This window comes from Cryobacterium fucosi, from assembly GCF_004403515.1.
GTDB lineage: Bacteria > Actinomycetota > Actinomycetes > Actinomycetales > Microbacteriaceae > Cryobacterium > Cryobacterium fucosi.
In genome coordinates this window covers 132058-147183 of sequence record NZ_SOHH01000061.1, presented here as the reverse complement: position 1 = coordinate 147183, position 15126 = coordinate 132058, and the positions used below count along the sequence as shown (strand labels likewise).

The 15126-nt window shown below is 65.2% G+C and carries 14 protein-coding genes and 2 tRNA genes; 13 read left to right on the top strand and 3 right to left on the bottom strand.

All coding sequences use genetic code 11. The annotated features are described in order from the left end of the window. The first annotated feature begins 278 nt into the window (after nt 1-278). From dnaN to E3T48_RS07715, 9 genes are all read left to right on the top strand, one after another. Complete coding sequence (dnaN, locus tag E3T48_RS07755; RefSeq protein ID WP_134523431.1) at nt 279-1427, top strand: DNA polymerase III subunit beta; 1149 nt, start codon at nt 279-281, stop codon at nt 1425-1427. Between the two features lie 14 nt (nt 1428-1441). Further along, a complete protein-coding gene (gene gnd, locus E3T48_RS07750) occupies nt 1442-2329 on the top strand; it encodes a phosphogluconate dehydrogenase (NAD(+)-dependent, decarboxylating) (protein ID WP_134523429.1) in 888 nt (295 codons plus the stop codon). Between the two features lie 5 nt (nt 2330-2334). Continuing rightward, entirely contained in the window at nt 2335-3609 is a 1275-nt protein-coding gene (gene recF / locus E3T48_RS07745) for a DNA replication/repair protein RecF (protein ID WP_134523427.1), read from the top strand. Next, nucleotides 3602-4090 (top strand): DciA family protein, encoded by a 489-nt coding sequence (locus E3T48_RS07740; protein ID WP_134523426.1) that lies wholly within the window; start codon nt 3602-3604, stop codon nt 4088-4090. The genes recF and E3T48_RS07740 overlap by 8 nt, the downstream gene beginning before the upstream one ends. 122 nt (nt 4091-4212) lie before the next feature. Further along, the gene (gene gyrB / locus E3T48_RS07735; RefSeq protein WP_134523424.1) at nt 4213-6189 is read left to right on the top strand and encodes a DNA topoisomerase (ATP-hydrolyzing) subunit B; all 1977 of its coding nucleotides are present in this window, start codon (nt 4213-4215) and stop codon (nt 6187-6189) included. 61 nt (nt 6190-6250) lie between these two features. Then, the gene (gene gyrA / locus E3T48_RS07730; protein WP_241986716.1) at nt 6251-8800 is read left to right on the top strand and encodes a DNA gyrase subunit A; all 2550 of its coding nucleotides are present in this window, start codon (nt 6251-6253) and stop codon (nt 8798-8800) included. Further along, complete coding sequence (locus E3T48_RS07725) at nt 8793-9200, top strand: DUF3566 domain-containing protein (RefSeq protein WP_134523420.1); 408 nt, start codon at nt 8793-8795, stop codon at nt 9198-9200. Before gyrA ends, E3T48_RS07725 begins: the two co-directional genes overlap by 8 nt. A gap of 83 nt (nt 9201-9283) precedes the next feature. Beyond that, a tRNA-Ile gene (locus tag E3T48_RS07720) sits at nt 9284-9357 on the top strand. Nucleotides 9358-9393: 36 nt separating this feature from the next. Further along, nucleotides 9394-9466 (top strand) — tRNA-Ala (locus E3T48_RS07715). A gap of 631 nt (nt 9467-10097) precedes the next feature. On the opposite strand, the gene E3T48_RS07710 is transcribed toward E3T48_RS07715, so the two are convergent. Next, on the bottom strand, nt 10098-10625 hold the full coding sequence (locus E3T48_RS07710; RefSeq protein ID WP_134523418.1) for a hypothetical protein: 528 nt from the start codon (nt 10623-10625) through the stop codon (nt 10098-10100). Between the two features lie 127 nt (nt 10626-10752). Here E3T48_RS07710 and E3T48_RS07705 point away from each other — a divergent pair, with 127 nt between their 5' ends. Continuing rightward, a complete protein-coding gene (locus E3T48_RS07705; RefSeq protein ID WP_134523416.1) occupies nt 10753-11292 on the top strand; it encodes a peptidylprolyl isomerase in 540 nt (179 codons plus the stop codon). A gap of 12 nt (nt 11293-11304) precedes the next feature. Further along, complete coding sequence (locus E3T48_RS07700; protein ID WP_134523415.1) at nt 11305-12138, top strand: rhomboid family intramembrane serine protease; 834 nt, start codon at nt 11305-11307, stop codon at nt 12136-12138. 83 nt (nt 12139-12221) lie between these two features. Here the strand turns inward: E3T48_RS07700 and E3T48_RS07695 are convergent, their stop codons facing one another. Next, on the bottom strand, nt 12222-12467 hold the full coding sequence (locus tag E3T48_RS07695) for a cell division protein CrgA (protein ID WP_134523413.1): 246 nt from the start codon (nt 12465-12467) through the stop codon (nt 12222-12224). Between the two features lie 72 nt (nt 12468-12539). Between E3T48_RS07695 and E3T48_RS07690 the strand changes: the two genes are divergently transcribed. After that, nucleotides 12540-12743: a hypothetical protein gene (locus tag E3T48_RS07690; protein WP_134523411.1), complete on the top strand. Its 204-nt coding sequence runs from the start codon at nt 12540-12542 to the stop codon at nt 12741-12743. Next, the gene (locus tag E3T48_RS07685; protein WP_134523410.1) at nt 12740-13378 is read left to right on the top strand and encodes an anthranilate synthase component II; all 639 of its coding nucleotides are present in this window, start codon (nt 12740-12742) and stop codon (nt 13376-13378) included. Before E3T48_RS07690 ends, E3T48_RS07685 begins: the two co-directional genes overlap by 4 nt. 23 nt (nt 13379-13401) lie before the next feature. Here E3T48_RS07685 and pknB read toward each other — a convergent pair whose 3' ends face one another. Beyond that, nucleotides 13402-15099: a Stk1 family PASTA domain-containing Ser/Thr kinase gene (gene pknB, locus E3T48_RS07680; RefSeq protein WP_134523408.1), complete on the bottom strand. Its 1698-nt coding sequence runs from the start codon at nt 15097-15099 to the stop codon at nt 13402-13404. Nucleotides 15100-15126: the final 27 nt, after the last annotated feature.

Below are 15126 nucleotides of genomic sequence, written 5' to 3'. Positions count from 1 at the left end.
TCCGCTTGTGCAAACTCGGTCGGGCCGATTCGAAGCCCGACACCGCACTGCGATTAACGCTCACAGGCTGCCAACAAGTTACAGGTTTGTAGTTCCCAGCGATTCCGTGTCATCCACAGAGTTATCCACAGTTTCCACAACGGTTAAGAAGATTAACAATTAACTTCTATCTCTCTCCATCCGACAACCTTTACTGCGTCGCACCGGCGCAGCGAATGACAAAAAAACCCGACTAGCATTGAGGCCGTATCCAGGTCTCCATCGACAGGAGTGACTTCGTGAGATTTCAGGCCAACAGAGACGTCTTCAGCGAAGCCGTCTCCTTCGCTGTGAAGCTCCTTCCCCAGCGCACCACGCTGCCAATTTTGAGCGGTGTGCTGATCGAAGCGACGGCGACCGGCCTCATCCTCTCGTCGTTCGACTACGAGGTTTCGGCTCAAACCGAGATTGCCGCTGATGTCGAGGAGACCGGCAAGGTTCTTGTCTCCGGTCGTCTCCTGGCCGAGATCGCGAGTCGGATGCCCAACGCCCCCGTGCGATTCTTGACAAATGAGTCGCGGATCACGGTGAGCTGCGGTTCTGCCAGCTTCACCCTGCTGTCCATGCCGGTTGAGGAATACCCGAGCATCCCGCAGGTCAGCGCCCAGTCCGGGCTGGTGCCGGCAGAGGAATTCGCCGCTGCCGTCGCTCAGGTGGCTGTCGCCGCCTCGCGGGACGACGTCACCCCGGTCATCACGGGAGTGCAGCTACAGATCACCGAGAACAGCCTCAGCCTCGTGGCGACCGACCGCTACCGCGTCGCAGTGCGCGAGATCGATTGGGACCCGGGAACCAATACCGCCACGGAAACCATCACCGCGCTGGTTCCTGCCCGCACTCTGCAGGAGGTCGGCAAGACCTTCGGCCACAGCGGCACCATCTCGGTAGCCATCACGAACACCGACGACCGTGAGCTGATCGCGTTCACCGCCGACAAGAAGACCGTGACCAGCCTCCTGATCAAGGGCAACTACCCGCCCGTGCGCAGGCTCTTCCCCGAGAACGTCGACAACTACGCGGTGATGAACACCGCCGAGCTGATCGAAGCCACCCGCCGCGTGCAGCTGGTCCTCGAGCGGGAGGCGGCACTGCGCTTCACGTTCACCGCCGACGGGCTCACCCTCGAGGCCGTCGGGTCCGAGCAGGCCCAGGCGTCGGAAACGATCGATGCGATTCTCTCCGGAACCGAGACCGTAGTCTCGCTCAAGCCGCAGTTCCTGCTGGACGGCCTCGGCGCCGTGCACTCCGAGTTCGTGCGTATCTCGTTCACGAAGACCGAGAATCCCAACAAGCCCGGCCCTGTGCTGATCACGAGCCAGACCTCACGGGACCAGCCGGGTGCGGACAGCTACAAGTACCTGTTGCAGCCCAACCTGCTGCTGCGCTGACCGGAAGACCTACCATGCACATCGGGATCATCGGCCTCGGCAAAATGGGTGCGAACATGCGCGACCGCCTCCGGGCGGCCGGCATCGACGTGACGGGCTATGACCGCAACCCGGCGCTGACGGATGTCCCCTCGACGGCCGCCCTTGTCGAAGCGCTGCCTTCCCCGCGACTGGTCTGGGTGATGGTTCCGGCCGGTGCGATCACGACCGCTGTGATCACCGAGCTCGCTGGTCTTCTCGAAGAAGGCGACTTGGTCATCGACGGCGGCAACTCCCGCTTCAGCGATGATTTCACCCACGCGGCGCTGCTGGCGAAGACCGGCGTGAATTACATTGACGCCGGCGTTTCCGGCGGCGTCTGGGGTCTGCACAACGGTTTCGGGCTGATGGTCGGCGGCGCTGCCGACCAGGTTGAGCGTGCCATGCCCGTGTTCGACGCGCTGCGCCCGGAAGGTCCGCGCGAAGAAGGCTTCGTGCACGCCGGCGAAGTCGGGGCGGGCCACTACGCGAAAATGGTGCACAACGGCATCGAGTATGCGCTGATGCAGTCCTACGCCGAGGGGTATGAACTGCTGGAAAAACGGGACGACCTGATCAAGGATGTCCCGGGCATCTTCAAGGCCTGGCAGCGCGGAACCGTGGTGAGGTCCTGGCTGCTCGAGCTGCTGGTCAAGGCCCTGGACGAGGATCCCGATCTGGGTGCGATCGAGGGTTTCGTCGAGGACTCGGGCGAGGGCCGCTGGACCATTGAGGAGGCAATCAACAACGCCGTTCCGGTGCCGACGATCAGCGCGGCGATCTTCGCACGGTTCGTTTCCCGTCAGGACGACTCGCCGGCCATGAAGGCGGTTGCGGCGCTGCGCAACCAGTTCGGTGGCCACGCCGTCAAAAAGGCCGACTGACTCGAGTGCGGGTCACTCACCTTTCACTCACCGATTTCCGCAATTATGCGGCAGTCGAGGTTCCCTTTGAACCGGGGCCGAACCTCATCGTCGGGCGTAACGGCCAGGGCAAGACCAACCTCGTCGAGGCTCTGGGGTTTCTCAGCACCCTGAGTTCGCACCGGGTGTCGACAACGTCTGCGATGATCAGGGCCGGCCAGGATGCCGGGATAATCCGGGCCAGGCTCGAATACAACGGGCGAGACCTGCTCACCGAGGTGCAGATCAACCGCTCAGGGTTGAACCGGGCCCAGGTCAATCGATCGGTCATCAAGACCCGTGACCTGCCCCGGTACTTCTCGAGCGTCTTGTTCGCACCCGAGGATCTCGCGCTGGTGCGCGGCGACCCGTCTGGTCGGCGCCGCTTCCTGGATCAGCTCCTCGTGCTGCGCACTCCCCGGCTGGCCGGGGTTCTCGCCGACTACGACCGGGTCTTGCGACAGCGGAATACCCTGCTGAAATCGGCACGCGCGTCAGGTCTCCGCACCACGCAGATGGGCACACTGGAAATTTGGGACGACCGACTCATCGAGCTGGGTTCCGAGATCATCGACGATCGGGTCGAGCTGGTGCGCCAGCTCGGCGAACCGCTCCGCACAGCCTACGAGGCCGTCGCCGGGGAGGACCACGGACCGCACCTGCTGAGTTCACTCAGCATCATGGGAGCGGACGAGGAGAATTCCGGCGCTTTCGAGCGTTCTGCGGCGTTCGAGCCGCGTGCGGTGGTCGAGCGTTCTGCGGTGGTCGAGCCGCGTGCGGTGGTCGAGCCTGTCGAGACCCTCGGGGGCGCCGGGGTCTCGACAAGCTCGACCACCGGTGCTGGTTCGACCACCGGTGCTGGTTCGACCACCGACCTGTTCCGCGCTGCACTGTCCGGCGTGCGCCGCAAGGAACTCGACCGTGGAATGACATTGGTCGGGCCGCACCGCGACGACCTGGTCTTCATGCTCAACCAGCTCCCCGCGAAGGGGTATGCCAGCCATGGGGAGTCCTGGTCATTCGCCCTCGCCCTCAAGCTCGCGTCGGCCGAGCTGCTCCGCCGGGATTCGGCCAGCGGCGACCCGGTGCTCATCCTCGACGACGTCTTCGCCGAGCTCGACCTCTCCCGCAGGCGGCGGCTGGCCGCGGCGGTCACCGGATTCCAGCAGGTGCTGATCACCGCGGCCGTGCTCGAGGATGTTCCGGAGGAACTCGCCGCTCATACGATCCACATCAACGCGGGGGCGGTCGTCGATGGCTGAGCCGAGCGAGGCATCCAGGGTCTACCTGCGGTTCAAGGACGTGTTCGGCGACCCGAACGCCAAGCGGGTGCGTGCCAGGCGCCGGCCGAGAGATGAGACCGGGTCGAGCGTGCCGTTCGGCGTGGGCCGCGACCCCCGCGGCATCGGCGACACCATCAACTCGCTGACCCTGCAGCTCGGCTGGAATTCCCCGCTTGCCCAGTCCGAGCTCCTTGCCTCGTGGATTGAACTCGCCGGTGAGGAAACGTCGAAGCACTCCACTCCGGCGGGTATCGAGGACGGCGTCCTCACCGTGCAATGCGAGTCGACGGCGTGGGCTACCCAGCTTCGGATGATGCGGGTCGACATCATGACGCACATCGCGGTGAGGTACCCCGACGCGGGCATCCAGTCGATCCGTTTTCAGGGACCCAACGCCCCCTCCTGGAAAAAGGGTCCCAGATCAATCCCAGGGCGCGGTCCGCGCGATACCTACGGCTAGGGAGACAAATCTGGTCACCCCCGGGAATAAAACGCGTCAGATCGCCGATTTTGGCCCGGGTCAGCGAAGCCGTTTGGTAAGCTAAAGGGTCGCCCGCGCGACGGTCAGGAGCCCAATTACAGATGTCAGTTGAACCACAGATCGAGCCGGAGCACGGATACGGTGCCGACGATATCCAGGTTCTTGAAGGACTTGAAGCCGTTCGCAAACGACCCGGTATGTATATCGGGTCGACCGGACCGCGGGGACTGCATCACCTGGTCTACGAGATTGTGGACAACTCGGTCGACGAGGCTCTCGCCGGGCACTGCGACGCCATTGGCATCACGATCCTGGCGGATGGCGCCGTTCGCGTCGCCGACAACGGTCGCGGCATCCCGGTCGACATCCACAAGGCGGAGGGCCGGTCGACCGTAGAGGTCGTCCTGACCGTCCTGCACGCGGGTGGAAAATTCGGCGGCGGCGGGTATTCCGTCTCCGGCGGCCTGCACGGGGTCGGAAGCTCGGTCGTCAACGCCTTGTCCTCTCGCCTCGACGTCGAGGTTCGCAGGCAGGGCCACGTGTGGCGGCAGCGCTTCCATGACGGTGTGCCGGATGCCCCGCTGACCATGGATGAGGCATCCGACGAGACCGGCACCACGATCACCTTCTGGCCGAGTGCGGAAACCTTCGAGACGATCGAGTTCGATTTCGAGACCCTTCGGGCCAGGTTCCAGCAGATGGCGTTCCTGAACAAGGGCCTGAGTCTGACCCTCACCGACGAGCGCCCGGAACACGGCGACGAAGAGGGCAACCCGATTCACAAGACCTTCATGTACGAGAAGGGTCTCGTCGACTACGTCGAATACCTGAACCGCGCCAAGAAGGCCGACCTGGTCAACGAGGAGATCATCTCGTTCGAGTGGGAGGACCACGAACGCAAGATGGCCCTCGAGGTGGCCATGCAGTGGACCACGGCCTACACCGAAAGCGTGCACACCTACGCGAACACGATCAACACGCACGAGGGCGGAACCCACGAAGAGGGCTTCCGCGCCGCGCTGACCACCCTGGTCAACAAGTACGCCAGGGAAAAGGGCATCCTGAAGGAAAAGGACGACAACCTCACCGGCGACGACGTGCGCGAGGGTCTGACCGCGGTCGTGTCGATCAAGCTCGCCGAGCCGCAGTTCGAGGGCCAGACGAAGACCAAGCTCGGCAACACCGAGGCGAAGTCGTTCGTGCAGAAGGTCGCCAACGACCAGCTCTCCGACTGGTTCAACCGCAACCCGAACCCCGCGCGGGAAGTCATCCGCAAGGCGCTGCAGGCCTCCAACGCCCGGATGGCCGCGCGCAAGGCTCGGGAAACCGCCCGCCGCAAGGGTCTCCTCGAGGGCGGCGGAATGCCGGGCAAGCTCAAGGACTGCCAGAGCAAGGACCCGTCCATCTCCGAGATCTTCATCGTCGAGGGCGACTCGGCCGGCGGCTCCGCCGTGCAGGGCCGCAACCCCGAGACGCAGGCGATCCTCCCACTGCGCGGGAAGATCCTCAACGTGGAGAAGGCGCGGCTGGACCGTGCCCTCGGCAACAACGAGGTGCAGGCGATGATCACGGCGTTCGGTGCCGGCATCGGCGAGGAGTTCAACCCGGACAAGGTCAGGTATCACAAGATCGTGTTGATGGCCGACGCCGATGTCGACGGCCAGCACATCACGACCCTGCTGCTGACCCTGCTGTTCCGCTACATGCGCCCGCTGATCGATCTCGGCTACGTCTACCTCGCCCAGCCGCCGCTTTACCGTCTGAAGTGGGCGAACTCGGCGCACGAGTACGTGTATTCCGACAAGGAACGCGACGCGCTGCTCGCCGACGGCGCCGCCGCCGGCAAGCGGATCCCGAAGGACAACGGCATCCAACGTTACAAGGGCCTCGGCGAGATGGACTACAAGGAACTGTGGGAGACCACGATGGCCCCTGAGTCCCGCACCCTGCTGCAGGTCACGCTTGACGACGCGGCCGCCGCCGACGAGATCTTCTCCACCCTGATGGGCGAGGACGTTGAGTCCCGCCGAAACTTCATCCAAAAGAACGCGAAGGACGTGCGTTTCCTTGACATCTGACGACACCACCAACGAGCCCGGCGCGGGCGACGACACCGGCGCGGCGAGCGTAGGCGACAACCTGGTCCAGGCGGCGGATGCCGCGGCCGCGGCCAAGCACCTCGTGCAGCACGGCCGGATCGACCAGGTCGACCTCCAGCTGGAGATGCAGCGCTCCTACCTCGACTATGCGATGAGCGTCATCGTCGGGCGCGCCCTGCCCGACGTGCGGGACGGCATGAAGCCGGTACACCGCCGGGTCATTTACGCCATGTTCGACGGCGGCTACCGCCCCGACAAGGCATTCTCCAAGTGCGCCCGCGTCGTGGGCGACGTGATGGGCCAGTTCCACCCGCACGGCGACTCCTCGATCTACGACGCCCTCGTGCGCCTGGTGCAGCCCTGGAGCCTCCGCTACCCGCTCGCCCTCGGTCAGGGTAACTTCGGTTCCCCCGGCAATGACGGCGCAGCCGCCCCGCGATACACCGAAACGAAGATGGCCCCCCTGGCCCTCGAAATGGTGCGCGACATCGACGAAGACACCGTCGACTTCCAGGACAACTACGACGGCCGCACGCTCGAACCGACCGTGCTTCCCGCCCGGTTCCCGAACCTCCTCGTGAATGGGTCGGTCGGCATCGCCGTCGGCATGGCCACCAACATTCCGCCGCACAATCTGCGCGAGGTAGCCGCGGGCGCTCTCTGGTATCTGGAAAACCCCGACGCGACCCGGGAGGAGCTGCTCGAGGCGCTCATCCTGCGGATCAAGGGACCAGACTTCCCGACCGGAGCGCAAATCCTCGGAATCAAGGGCATCCAGGATGCCTACCGAACCGGTCGCGGCTCGATCACCATGCGCGCCGTGGTGAGCATCGAGGAACTCCAGGGCCGTACCTGCCTCGTGATCACCGAACTGCCCTACCAGGTCAACCCCGACAACCTTGCCATCAAGATCGCCGACCTGGTCAAGGACGGCAAGATCGCCGGGATCGCCGACATCCGCGACGAGACGTCGGGCCGTACCGGCCAGCGCCTCGTGATCGTGCTCAAGCGCGACGCCGTGGCCAAGGTCGTGCTGAACAACCTTTACAAGCACACCCCGCTGCAGGAGAACTTCGGCGCGAACATGCTCGCGATCGTCGACGGTGTTCCGCGTACGCTGTCCCTCGACGGCTTCATCGCCGCGTGGGTCGCCCATCAGGTCGAGGTCATCGTTCGGCGCACCCAGTTCCGCCTGAACAAGGCTGAAGCGGATGCGCACATCCTCCGCGGGTACCTCAAAGCCCTCGACGCCCTCGACGAGGTGATCGCCCTCATCCGTCGTTCCCCGACAGTGGACGACGCCCGCACCGGCCTGATGGACCTGCTCGATGTGGACAAGCTTCAGGCCGACGCCATCCTGACCATGCAGCTGCGACGTCTTGCCGCCCTCGAGCGTCAGAAGATCATCGACCAGGCCGCCGAGCTGGAACTGCAGATTGTTGAATTCAAGTCGATCCTGGCCAGCCCGGAGCGCCAGCGCACGATCATCAGCGAGGAACTGACCGAGATCACCGACAAGTTCGGTGATGTGAGGCGTACCGAGATCATGTTCGGTTTCGACGGCGACATGTCGGTCGAAGACCTCATCCCCGAAGAGGAGATGGTGGTCACGGTCACCCGCGGCGGCTACATCAAGCGCACACGCAGCGACAACTACCGCAACCAGCACCGCGGCGGTAAGGGAGTCAAGGGGGCGCAACTGCGCGCGGACGACGTGGTCGAGCACTTCTTCGTCACCACCACCCACCACTGGCTGTTGTTCTTCACCAACACCGGCCGGGTCTACCGCGCCAAGGCCTACGAGGCGCAGGAATCCGGGCGGGACGCGAAGGGCCAGCACGTGGCCAACCTGCTCGCACTGCAGCCCGGCGAGGAGATCGCGCAGATCCTCGATATCCGCGACTACGGGGTTGCCCAGTACCTCACCCTGGCCACCAGGGACGGCCTGATCAAGAAGACCGCGCTCCGTGAATACGACACGAACCGTACCGGCGGAATCATCGCGATCAAGCTCCGCGAGGGCGACGAACTCGTCTCCGCGCTGCTCGTCGAAGAGGACTCCGACCTGCTGCTCGTCTCGCGCAAGGGCATGTCCATCCGGTTCACGGCGTCGGACGAGGCGCTGCGCCCGATGGGCCGCAGCACGTCGGGTGTTATCGGGATGCACTTCCGCGGCGAGGACAAGCTGCTCGACGCATCCGTTGTCTCGGACGATGGGTACGTGTTCGTCGTCACCGAGGGCGGATACGCCAAGCGCACCGCCGCCGACCAGTACCGCCTGCAGAACCGCGGCGGGCTGGGCATCAAGGTCGCGAAGTTGAATGACGACCGCGGCGACCTGGTCGGCTCCCTCATCGTCGATGAGGAGGATGAGGTCCTTGTGGTTCTTGCCAGCGGCAAGGTGGTACGCTCTGACGTCGCCGAAGTCCCGGCCAAGGGACGGGACACAATGGGCGTTGTCTTCGCTAAGTTTGCGGATGAAGACAGGATCATTGCCATAGCGAAGAACACCGAGCGCAATCTGGTGGCCGAGATTATTGCGGCCGAACCGGACGGCGACTCGGGGAAGGAAGAGCCCGTAGATGAGTAGTGTCGCAGAAAAGCTTGCCAAGAAATCAGGCCGGAGGCCCAGCGTGGGTAAACAGGTTCGCCTCAAGCTGGTCTACATCGATTTCTGGTCGGCCGTGAAGCTGTCGTTCCTGATCGCGCTGTGCCTGGGAATCGTGACAATCGTCGCGACGTTCCTGGTCTTCACCGTGTTGAACGGGACCGGGATCTTCGAGAAGGTCGACGCCTTGTACGCGGACATCGCCGGCTCGTCGGCGGACCTGGCCAGTGTCCTGTCGATCGGCAACGTCATGGGCTTCGCGGTCGTCGTGGCCATCCTGAATACCGTCGTGATCACGGCACTGGGCGCCGTCTATGCCGTGCTGTACAACCTGAGCGTGAAGATCACCGGTGGTCTCCTCGTCGGCTTCACAAACAACTAACGTCAACCGCTCCCAATCGGGCCGATTCTCGGCCCGATTGGGAGAAACCGGCCAGATCCGGTAGTCTCAAATCTGCCCAATAGGGGGATATAGCTCAGTTGGTTAGAGCGCTTCGCTGATAACGAAGAGGTCCCAGGTTCAAATCCCGGTATCCCCACGTAGTACTGAAACACACACGTCCCCGTGATCATGCGGGGCCATAGCTCAATTGGTAGAGCGCCTGCTTTGCAAGCAGGAGGTCCGGGGTTCGATTCCCCGTGGCTCCACAAACACAGAACGCCCGGTCCCATTTCATGGGAGCGGGCGTTTGTCATTCAGCCGAACCAGCGAGCCGAATGCGACACGCTGCGGCGATCAGGCCTCATCGAATGGCCCGCCGCGGGCCGCAAGAGGCGGATATGCGCGCCCGTGGTCGAGCTCGTCGAGACCCGGTGGTCGAGCCTGTCTCGGTGGTCGAGCCTGTCGAGACCCCACCCAGCCTGCCCTCGAGATGGCCGTGTCCGGCTTCGGGTTACGATGCTCTGGGTGCCGGTGCCGGTGCCGGTGCCGATGCCGATGCCGATGCGGCGCCGATGTCTACGTGACGGGCTTCGGCGAGCTGGCGTTGCCCGGTGAGCGCATCCGTGTCGGGGACGGCCACCGGGGCGGGGTCTCGACGGGCTCGACCACCGGGGCGGGGTCTCGACGGGCTCGACCGCCGGGGCGGGGTCTCGACGGGCTCGACCGCCGGGGCGGGCGGGGTCTCGACGGGGACGGCCACCGGGGTGGGGTCTCGACGGGCTCGACCGCCGGGCGGGGTCTCGACGGGCTCGACCACCGGGGCGGGGTCGACCACCGGCGGACAAGGCGGAAGGCCCGCATCCACCGGATGCGGGCCTTCCTGGAGAACGCGGAGGACTAGTCCTCGACGGATGTGGCGGCTGCGGGCTCGTCTTCGGCCACCCAGAGCTCGTCGTCGGCGCGGAACGTCTGCCAGACGGCGTAGGCGACCCCGACAGCGGCTGCGAGGCCAACACCGATGGCGAGGTAGCTGCCGGCGCCGAGGCCCTTCTTCTCAATCACAACGGGCTTCTGGAAACGCACCCGGTTGATCGCGGCGCGCACGCGGGCATCGCGGGCGACGTCGCCGACGCTCATCACGGTGCCGATCGCGGTGCCGAGTCCCGGGAGGACCTTGTCGACAACCTGGTGTCGGACGCCCTCGGCCAGCTCCTGCGTCGCTTGCACCCTCGGGCGGAGGATGTTGTCGTAGCGGTCGCGCACACGGGGAACGACTTCCTCACGGGTGAGGACCCCCGCCTGGCGGCCGACCTCGCGCGCGATCGCGTTCGCGCGCTCCAACACTTCCTGCTGGTGGCTCCACAATTCGTCTGCGCTCTTGCGCAGCCGTGTCAGTTCCTTGCGGCGCTTGCGTGACAGGCTCATCTGGACCCTCCATCGATGTCTTATGGCTAACTCCTTCCATCTTGCCACGCAATCGACTGGGAGGGCTCTGGGTATCCCCTGTTGGGCAGTCAGATTGTGCCAATCCCGCTGTGCAAGAATTGTTTCCATGTCAAAGCACACTGCCGTCGCCACGCTCAATACCACCCTCGGGCCGATCAAGGTCAACCTCTTCGGCAATCACGCGCCGAAGACCGTCAAGAACTTCGTCGGTCTCGCGACCGGCGAGATCGAGTGGAAGCACCCCGCCACCGGTCAGGCGTCGAAGGCTCCCCTCTATGACGGGACTGTCTTCCACCGCATCATCAAGGACTTCATGATCCAGGCCGGCGACCCGCTCGGCCAGGGCACCGGCGGACCGGGCTACCAGTTCGACGATGAAATCAGCCCCGACCTCGACTTCACCCAGCCCTACGTGCTCGCGATGGCGAACGCGGGCAGCCAGGGTGGCCGCGGTACCAACGGCTCGCAGTTCTTCATCACCGTCGTGCCGACCACCTGGCTCCAGGGCAAGCACACCATCTTCGGCGCCGTCGAAGACGAAGCCTCCCGCGCAATCGTCGAAAAGCTGGCCACGGTTCCCACCGACGGCCGTGACCGTCCCCTCACCGAGGTCGTCATCGAGAGCGTCACCGTCGAGCAGGTCTAGGCCCCATCACCCATGAGTGACCTGCCCGGTGCCGCCGCTAATTTCTGCTACCGGCATCCGGGCAGGCAGAGCTTCATCCTCTGCCAACGCTGCGGCCGTACCATCTGCCCTGACTGCCAGACCCAGGCCGCGGTCGGCGTGATCTGCCCCGAATGCATGAAGGAGCAGCGGAAGAACGCGCCCCGCACCAAACCAGCCGTGTTGACCCGGCTCGGCGGAGCGGGCAGCCCCACCGTGACGTACGGCATCATCGGTGTCACGTTCGCCGTCTACGTGCTGCAATTCTTCCTCGGTGACAGCATCACCGGCCTCCTCCTCTACGCCGGCGCCTATTCCTACCCGGCCAATTTCGAGCCGTGGCGGATGCTGACCACCGCCCTCGTGCACGGCTCGATCCTGCACGTGGCGCTCAACATGTACACGCTGTGGATCTTCGGTCAGATCCTCGAGGGAATGCTCGGGCGGGGGCGCTACCTCGCGCTCTACGTTCTCAGCGGCCTGGCCGGGTCCCTGGGCGTGCTCTTCCTGTCCAATCCCGGCGTGCCGGTCGTGGGAGCGTCCGGGGCCATCTTCGGACTGATGGGGGCGTTCCTCGTCATCCAGCGCCGACTGGGCGGCAATTCAACCCAGTTGCTGGTCCTGGTCGGCATCAACCTCGTGATCGGCTTCATCCCCGGGCTGGGCATCGCGTGGCAGGCCCACGTGGGCGGTTTGATCGCCGGAGCGGTCGTCGGCTCGATCTACGTGCAGACGCGGCGGATCAGGGACCAGCGGCTGCAAACCCTGCTGATCGTCGCCTTCGGTGCGCTTCTCCTGGCACTCAGCTTCGCCAAGTTCCTGGCGTAGCTGCTGGCCCAAAAGTTATCCACAGGTGTTTCCACATGGGGATAATTACACCGGTGTAATTGCCACCCCTGAACGGGGGGTGTTCAGCGCCAGCGGGTCGTCATCAGGAACCCGACAAAGGCGATCCCGAAGCCGACCAGAATGTTCCACGATCCGAGCGAGGCAACCGGAAGGGTGCCCTGGCTCACGTAGAAGACGATGATCCAGGCGAGGCCGATCAGCATGAAGCCGAACATGACGGGTTTGAACCAGACGGCATTCGGAGCTTCCTCGCCAGAGCGAACGACCTCGGTGCGGGCGGGCTTGGTGCGGGGATTCGTGCGTGCCATGCCTTCGATTCTAGCCTGAATGCCCGATTCCGCCCGCAGGCGGCCCGCCGCGCACCGATTAGAATTGATAGCATGTCCGGCCGAGACGATCTGCCCGCCGCGGAGGAGACCCGCCGCGGAGCAGACCCGCCGCGGGCTCTCCCCGGTCCGGTTTGGATTCGTATCCTCCTCCTGCTCCTCCTGCTGGCCGGCCTGCTCCTCATTCTCTCCACCTGGGTGTTCCCCTGGGTGGACTCGATCGTCAACAACCAGGAAGCCACGGTGGGAAGCCCATGACCCGCATACTCGTCATCGACAACTACGACAGTTTCGTCTACACCCTCAACGGGTACCTGATGGAGCTGGGCGCCGAGACCGTGGTTCTGCGAAACGACGCATTCGCGGACTCGGACGCCGCGTCCCGGATCGCCGAGTACGACGGCGTGCTGCTCTCGCCCGGCCCCGGCAAGCCGGTGGACGCCGGCGTATCGATCCCGATCGTACGGGCGGCGGTGCAGTCCGGGTTGCCCCTGTTCGGCGTCTGCCTGGGCCACCAGGCCATCGCGGAGGCCTTCGGAGCCACTGTGACGAACGCCGCTGAGCTCATGCACGGCAAGACCAGCCTGATCACCCATGACGACAGCGACTTCTATGAGGGCGTGCCGCAGCCATTCACGGCCACGCGGTACCACTCGCTTGCCGTGGTCGACTCGACCGTCCCTGACGACCTGATCGTGACTTCACGCACCCAGGGCGGCGTGATCATGGGCCTCCGGCACGTCTCCGCCCCCATCCTCGGCGTGCAGTTCCACCCGGAATCGGTGCTGACCGAGGGCGGCTACCGGATGCTCGGCAACTGGCTTGCGCTGGCGGGCCTGCCGGAGGCGAAAGAGACCGCCAAGGGGCTCACGCCCATGCTCAAGCTCAGCTGACCGCCGGCTCACGGTGGGGCGTCTCAGCCGGCGCAGTAGGTCAGGGTGACCTGCGACTTCTGCGGAACGTCACCGGCCGGCAATGACTGCTTGGTGACGGGGGAACCCGGTTTCGACGGGCAACCCGGATCGGGGGTGGGCATCGGCACCAGCTGGACATCCGCCCCGCCGAGGAGGTCGCTCGCGGCGACCAGGGACTGTCCCACGAGGTCAGGCAGCGTGACGAGCCCGCTCGACACGGTGAAGTTGACGGTGACGCCGGTCTTCTCCGCGCTCAGGGCCGGCGGATCGGTGCTGAGCACGAGGTTCGCCGCAATGCTCGGGGAGTTCTCCTGGGTGACCGAGCCCGGCACGAGGCCGAGGGCGGTGATGGCCGCCTGCGCATCCGCGATCGGCATGTTCGCGACATCCGGCACTTCGACCGGTTGGGCGCCGGTGGACACGTAGACCTTGATCACGTCGGTCGGCTGGGCGATCGTGCCTGCCGGCGGATCGGTGCGGGTGACTCGGTCCTTGGGCACCGTGGCACTCGCCTCCTGGGCCATCGTCGCCGCCAGATCGAGGTCGAGCAGCTGGTTCTGCGCCTTCTCGTAGGTCTGGCCGGTGAGGGAGGGCACCTTGCGCGAGTTGTCGGGCAGGTCGCTGCTCGGCGTGAGGCTGAACGCCCAGATCATCACCGAGATCACGATCACGATGACGCTCAGGATGCCGGCCCACACCCAGATCACCGGGGGGCGGCGCTGGGTGCGCACCATGGTCTCGTCCTCGGAGAGCTGCTTGAGCGCGAGCTCGGAGCCGGACGCGGACGCGGGCGGCGCCCCGAACAGGCCTGCGCCGGATTCGTCGAGGGTGCGGCGCACCGGAATCTGCCCGGAGCCCGCGGTCTCGACGTCGTTTCGGAACTCCACCGCGCTCTGGTACCGGGCGAACCGGTCTTTGGCCAGGGCGTGGAGCACGACGGTGTCGAGCGCCGGGGAGACCCTCGCATTGATCGAGCTGGGCTTGACCGGGGTCTCGCTCACGTGCTGGTAGGCCACGGCGACGGGGCTGTCGCCCCGGAATGGCGCGCGGCCGGCGAGCATCTCGAAGAGGACGACACCGGTGGAATACAGGTCGGTACGGGCATCCACCGACTCGCCCTTGGCCTGCTCGGGAGAGAAATAGGAGGCGGTGCCCAGGATCGCTGTCGTCTGCGCGACGGTCGTCGACGAGTCGGAGATGGCGCGGGCGATGCCGAAGTCCATCACCTTGACCTGGCCGGTCTTGGTGATCATGATGTTGCCCGGTTTTATGTCGCGGTGCACGACGCCGGCCCGGTGGGAATACTCGAGGGCGGTCAGGACGCCGTCGATGATGCGTACGGCCTCGGCCGAAGCGAGAGGACCCTCATGGATGATGTCCTTGAGCAGGCGTCCGTCGACGTATTCCATGACGATGAACGGGATCTGCGTTTCGCCGCCGCTCGAGTCGGTGACGGTCTCTTCGCCGGCGTCGAAGACGCGCACGATGGTCGGGTGTGCCATCCGGGCGGCGGCCTGCGCCTCCTGGCGGAAGCGGGTGCGGAAGGCCGGATCGGCAGCCAGTGACGACTTGAGCAGCTTGATGGCCACGGTGCGGCCGAGCCGGGAGTCGGTTCCGATGTGGACATCGGCCATGCCGCCACGCCCGATGAGTGCGCCCACGCGGTATCGACCGGCGAGCAAACGGCCTTCATCAGTCAAAGCAATACTCCCAGTTCGCGGACACAG

Bases quoted from the DNA above. Each gene is read 5' to 3' on its own strand.
- E3T48_RS07705 (WP_134523416.1), top strand. From the start codon at position 10,753: ATGTCAAAGCACACTGCCGTCGCCACGCTCAATACCACCCTCGGGCCG.
- E3T48_RS07740 (WP_134523426.1), top strand. From the start codon at position 3,602: ATGGCTGAGCCGAGCGAGGCATCCAGGGTCTACCTGCGGTTCAAGGAC.
- gnd (WP_134523429.1), top strand. From the start codon at position 1,442: ATGCACATCGGGATCATCGGCCTCGGCAAAATGGGTGCGAACATGCGC.
- E3T48_RS07725 (WP_134523420.1), top strand. From the start codon at position 8,793: ATGAGTAGTGTCGCAGAAAAGCTTGCCAAGAAATCAGGCCGGAGGCCC.
- E3T48_RS07700 (WP_134523415.1), top strand. From the start codon at position 11,305: ATGAGTGACCTGCCCGGTGCCGCCGCTAATTTCTGCTACCGGCATCCG.
- E3T48_RS07695 (WP_134523413.1), bottom strand. From the start codon at position 12,467: ATGGCACGCACGAATCCCCGCACCAAGCCCGCCCGCACCGAGGTCGTT.
- E3T48_RS07710 (WP_134523418.1), bottom strand. From the start codon at position 10,625: ATGAGCCTGTCACGCAAGCGCCGCAAGGAACTGACACGGCTGCGCAAG.
- E3T48_RS07690 (WP_134523411.1), top strand. From the start codon at position 12,540: ATGTCCGGCCGAGACGATCTGCCCGCCGCGGAGGAGACCCGCCGCGGA.
- E3T48_RS07685 (WP_134523410.1), top strand. From the start codon at position 12,740: ATGACCCGCATACTCGTCATCGACAACTACGACAGTTTCGTCTACACC.
- gyrB (WP_134523424.1), top strand. From the start codon at position 4,213: ATGTCAGTTGAACCACAGATCGAGCCGGAGCACGGATACGGTGCCGAC.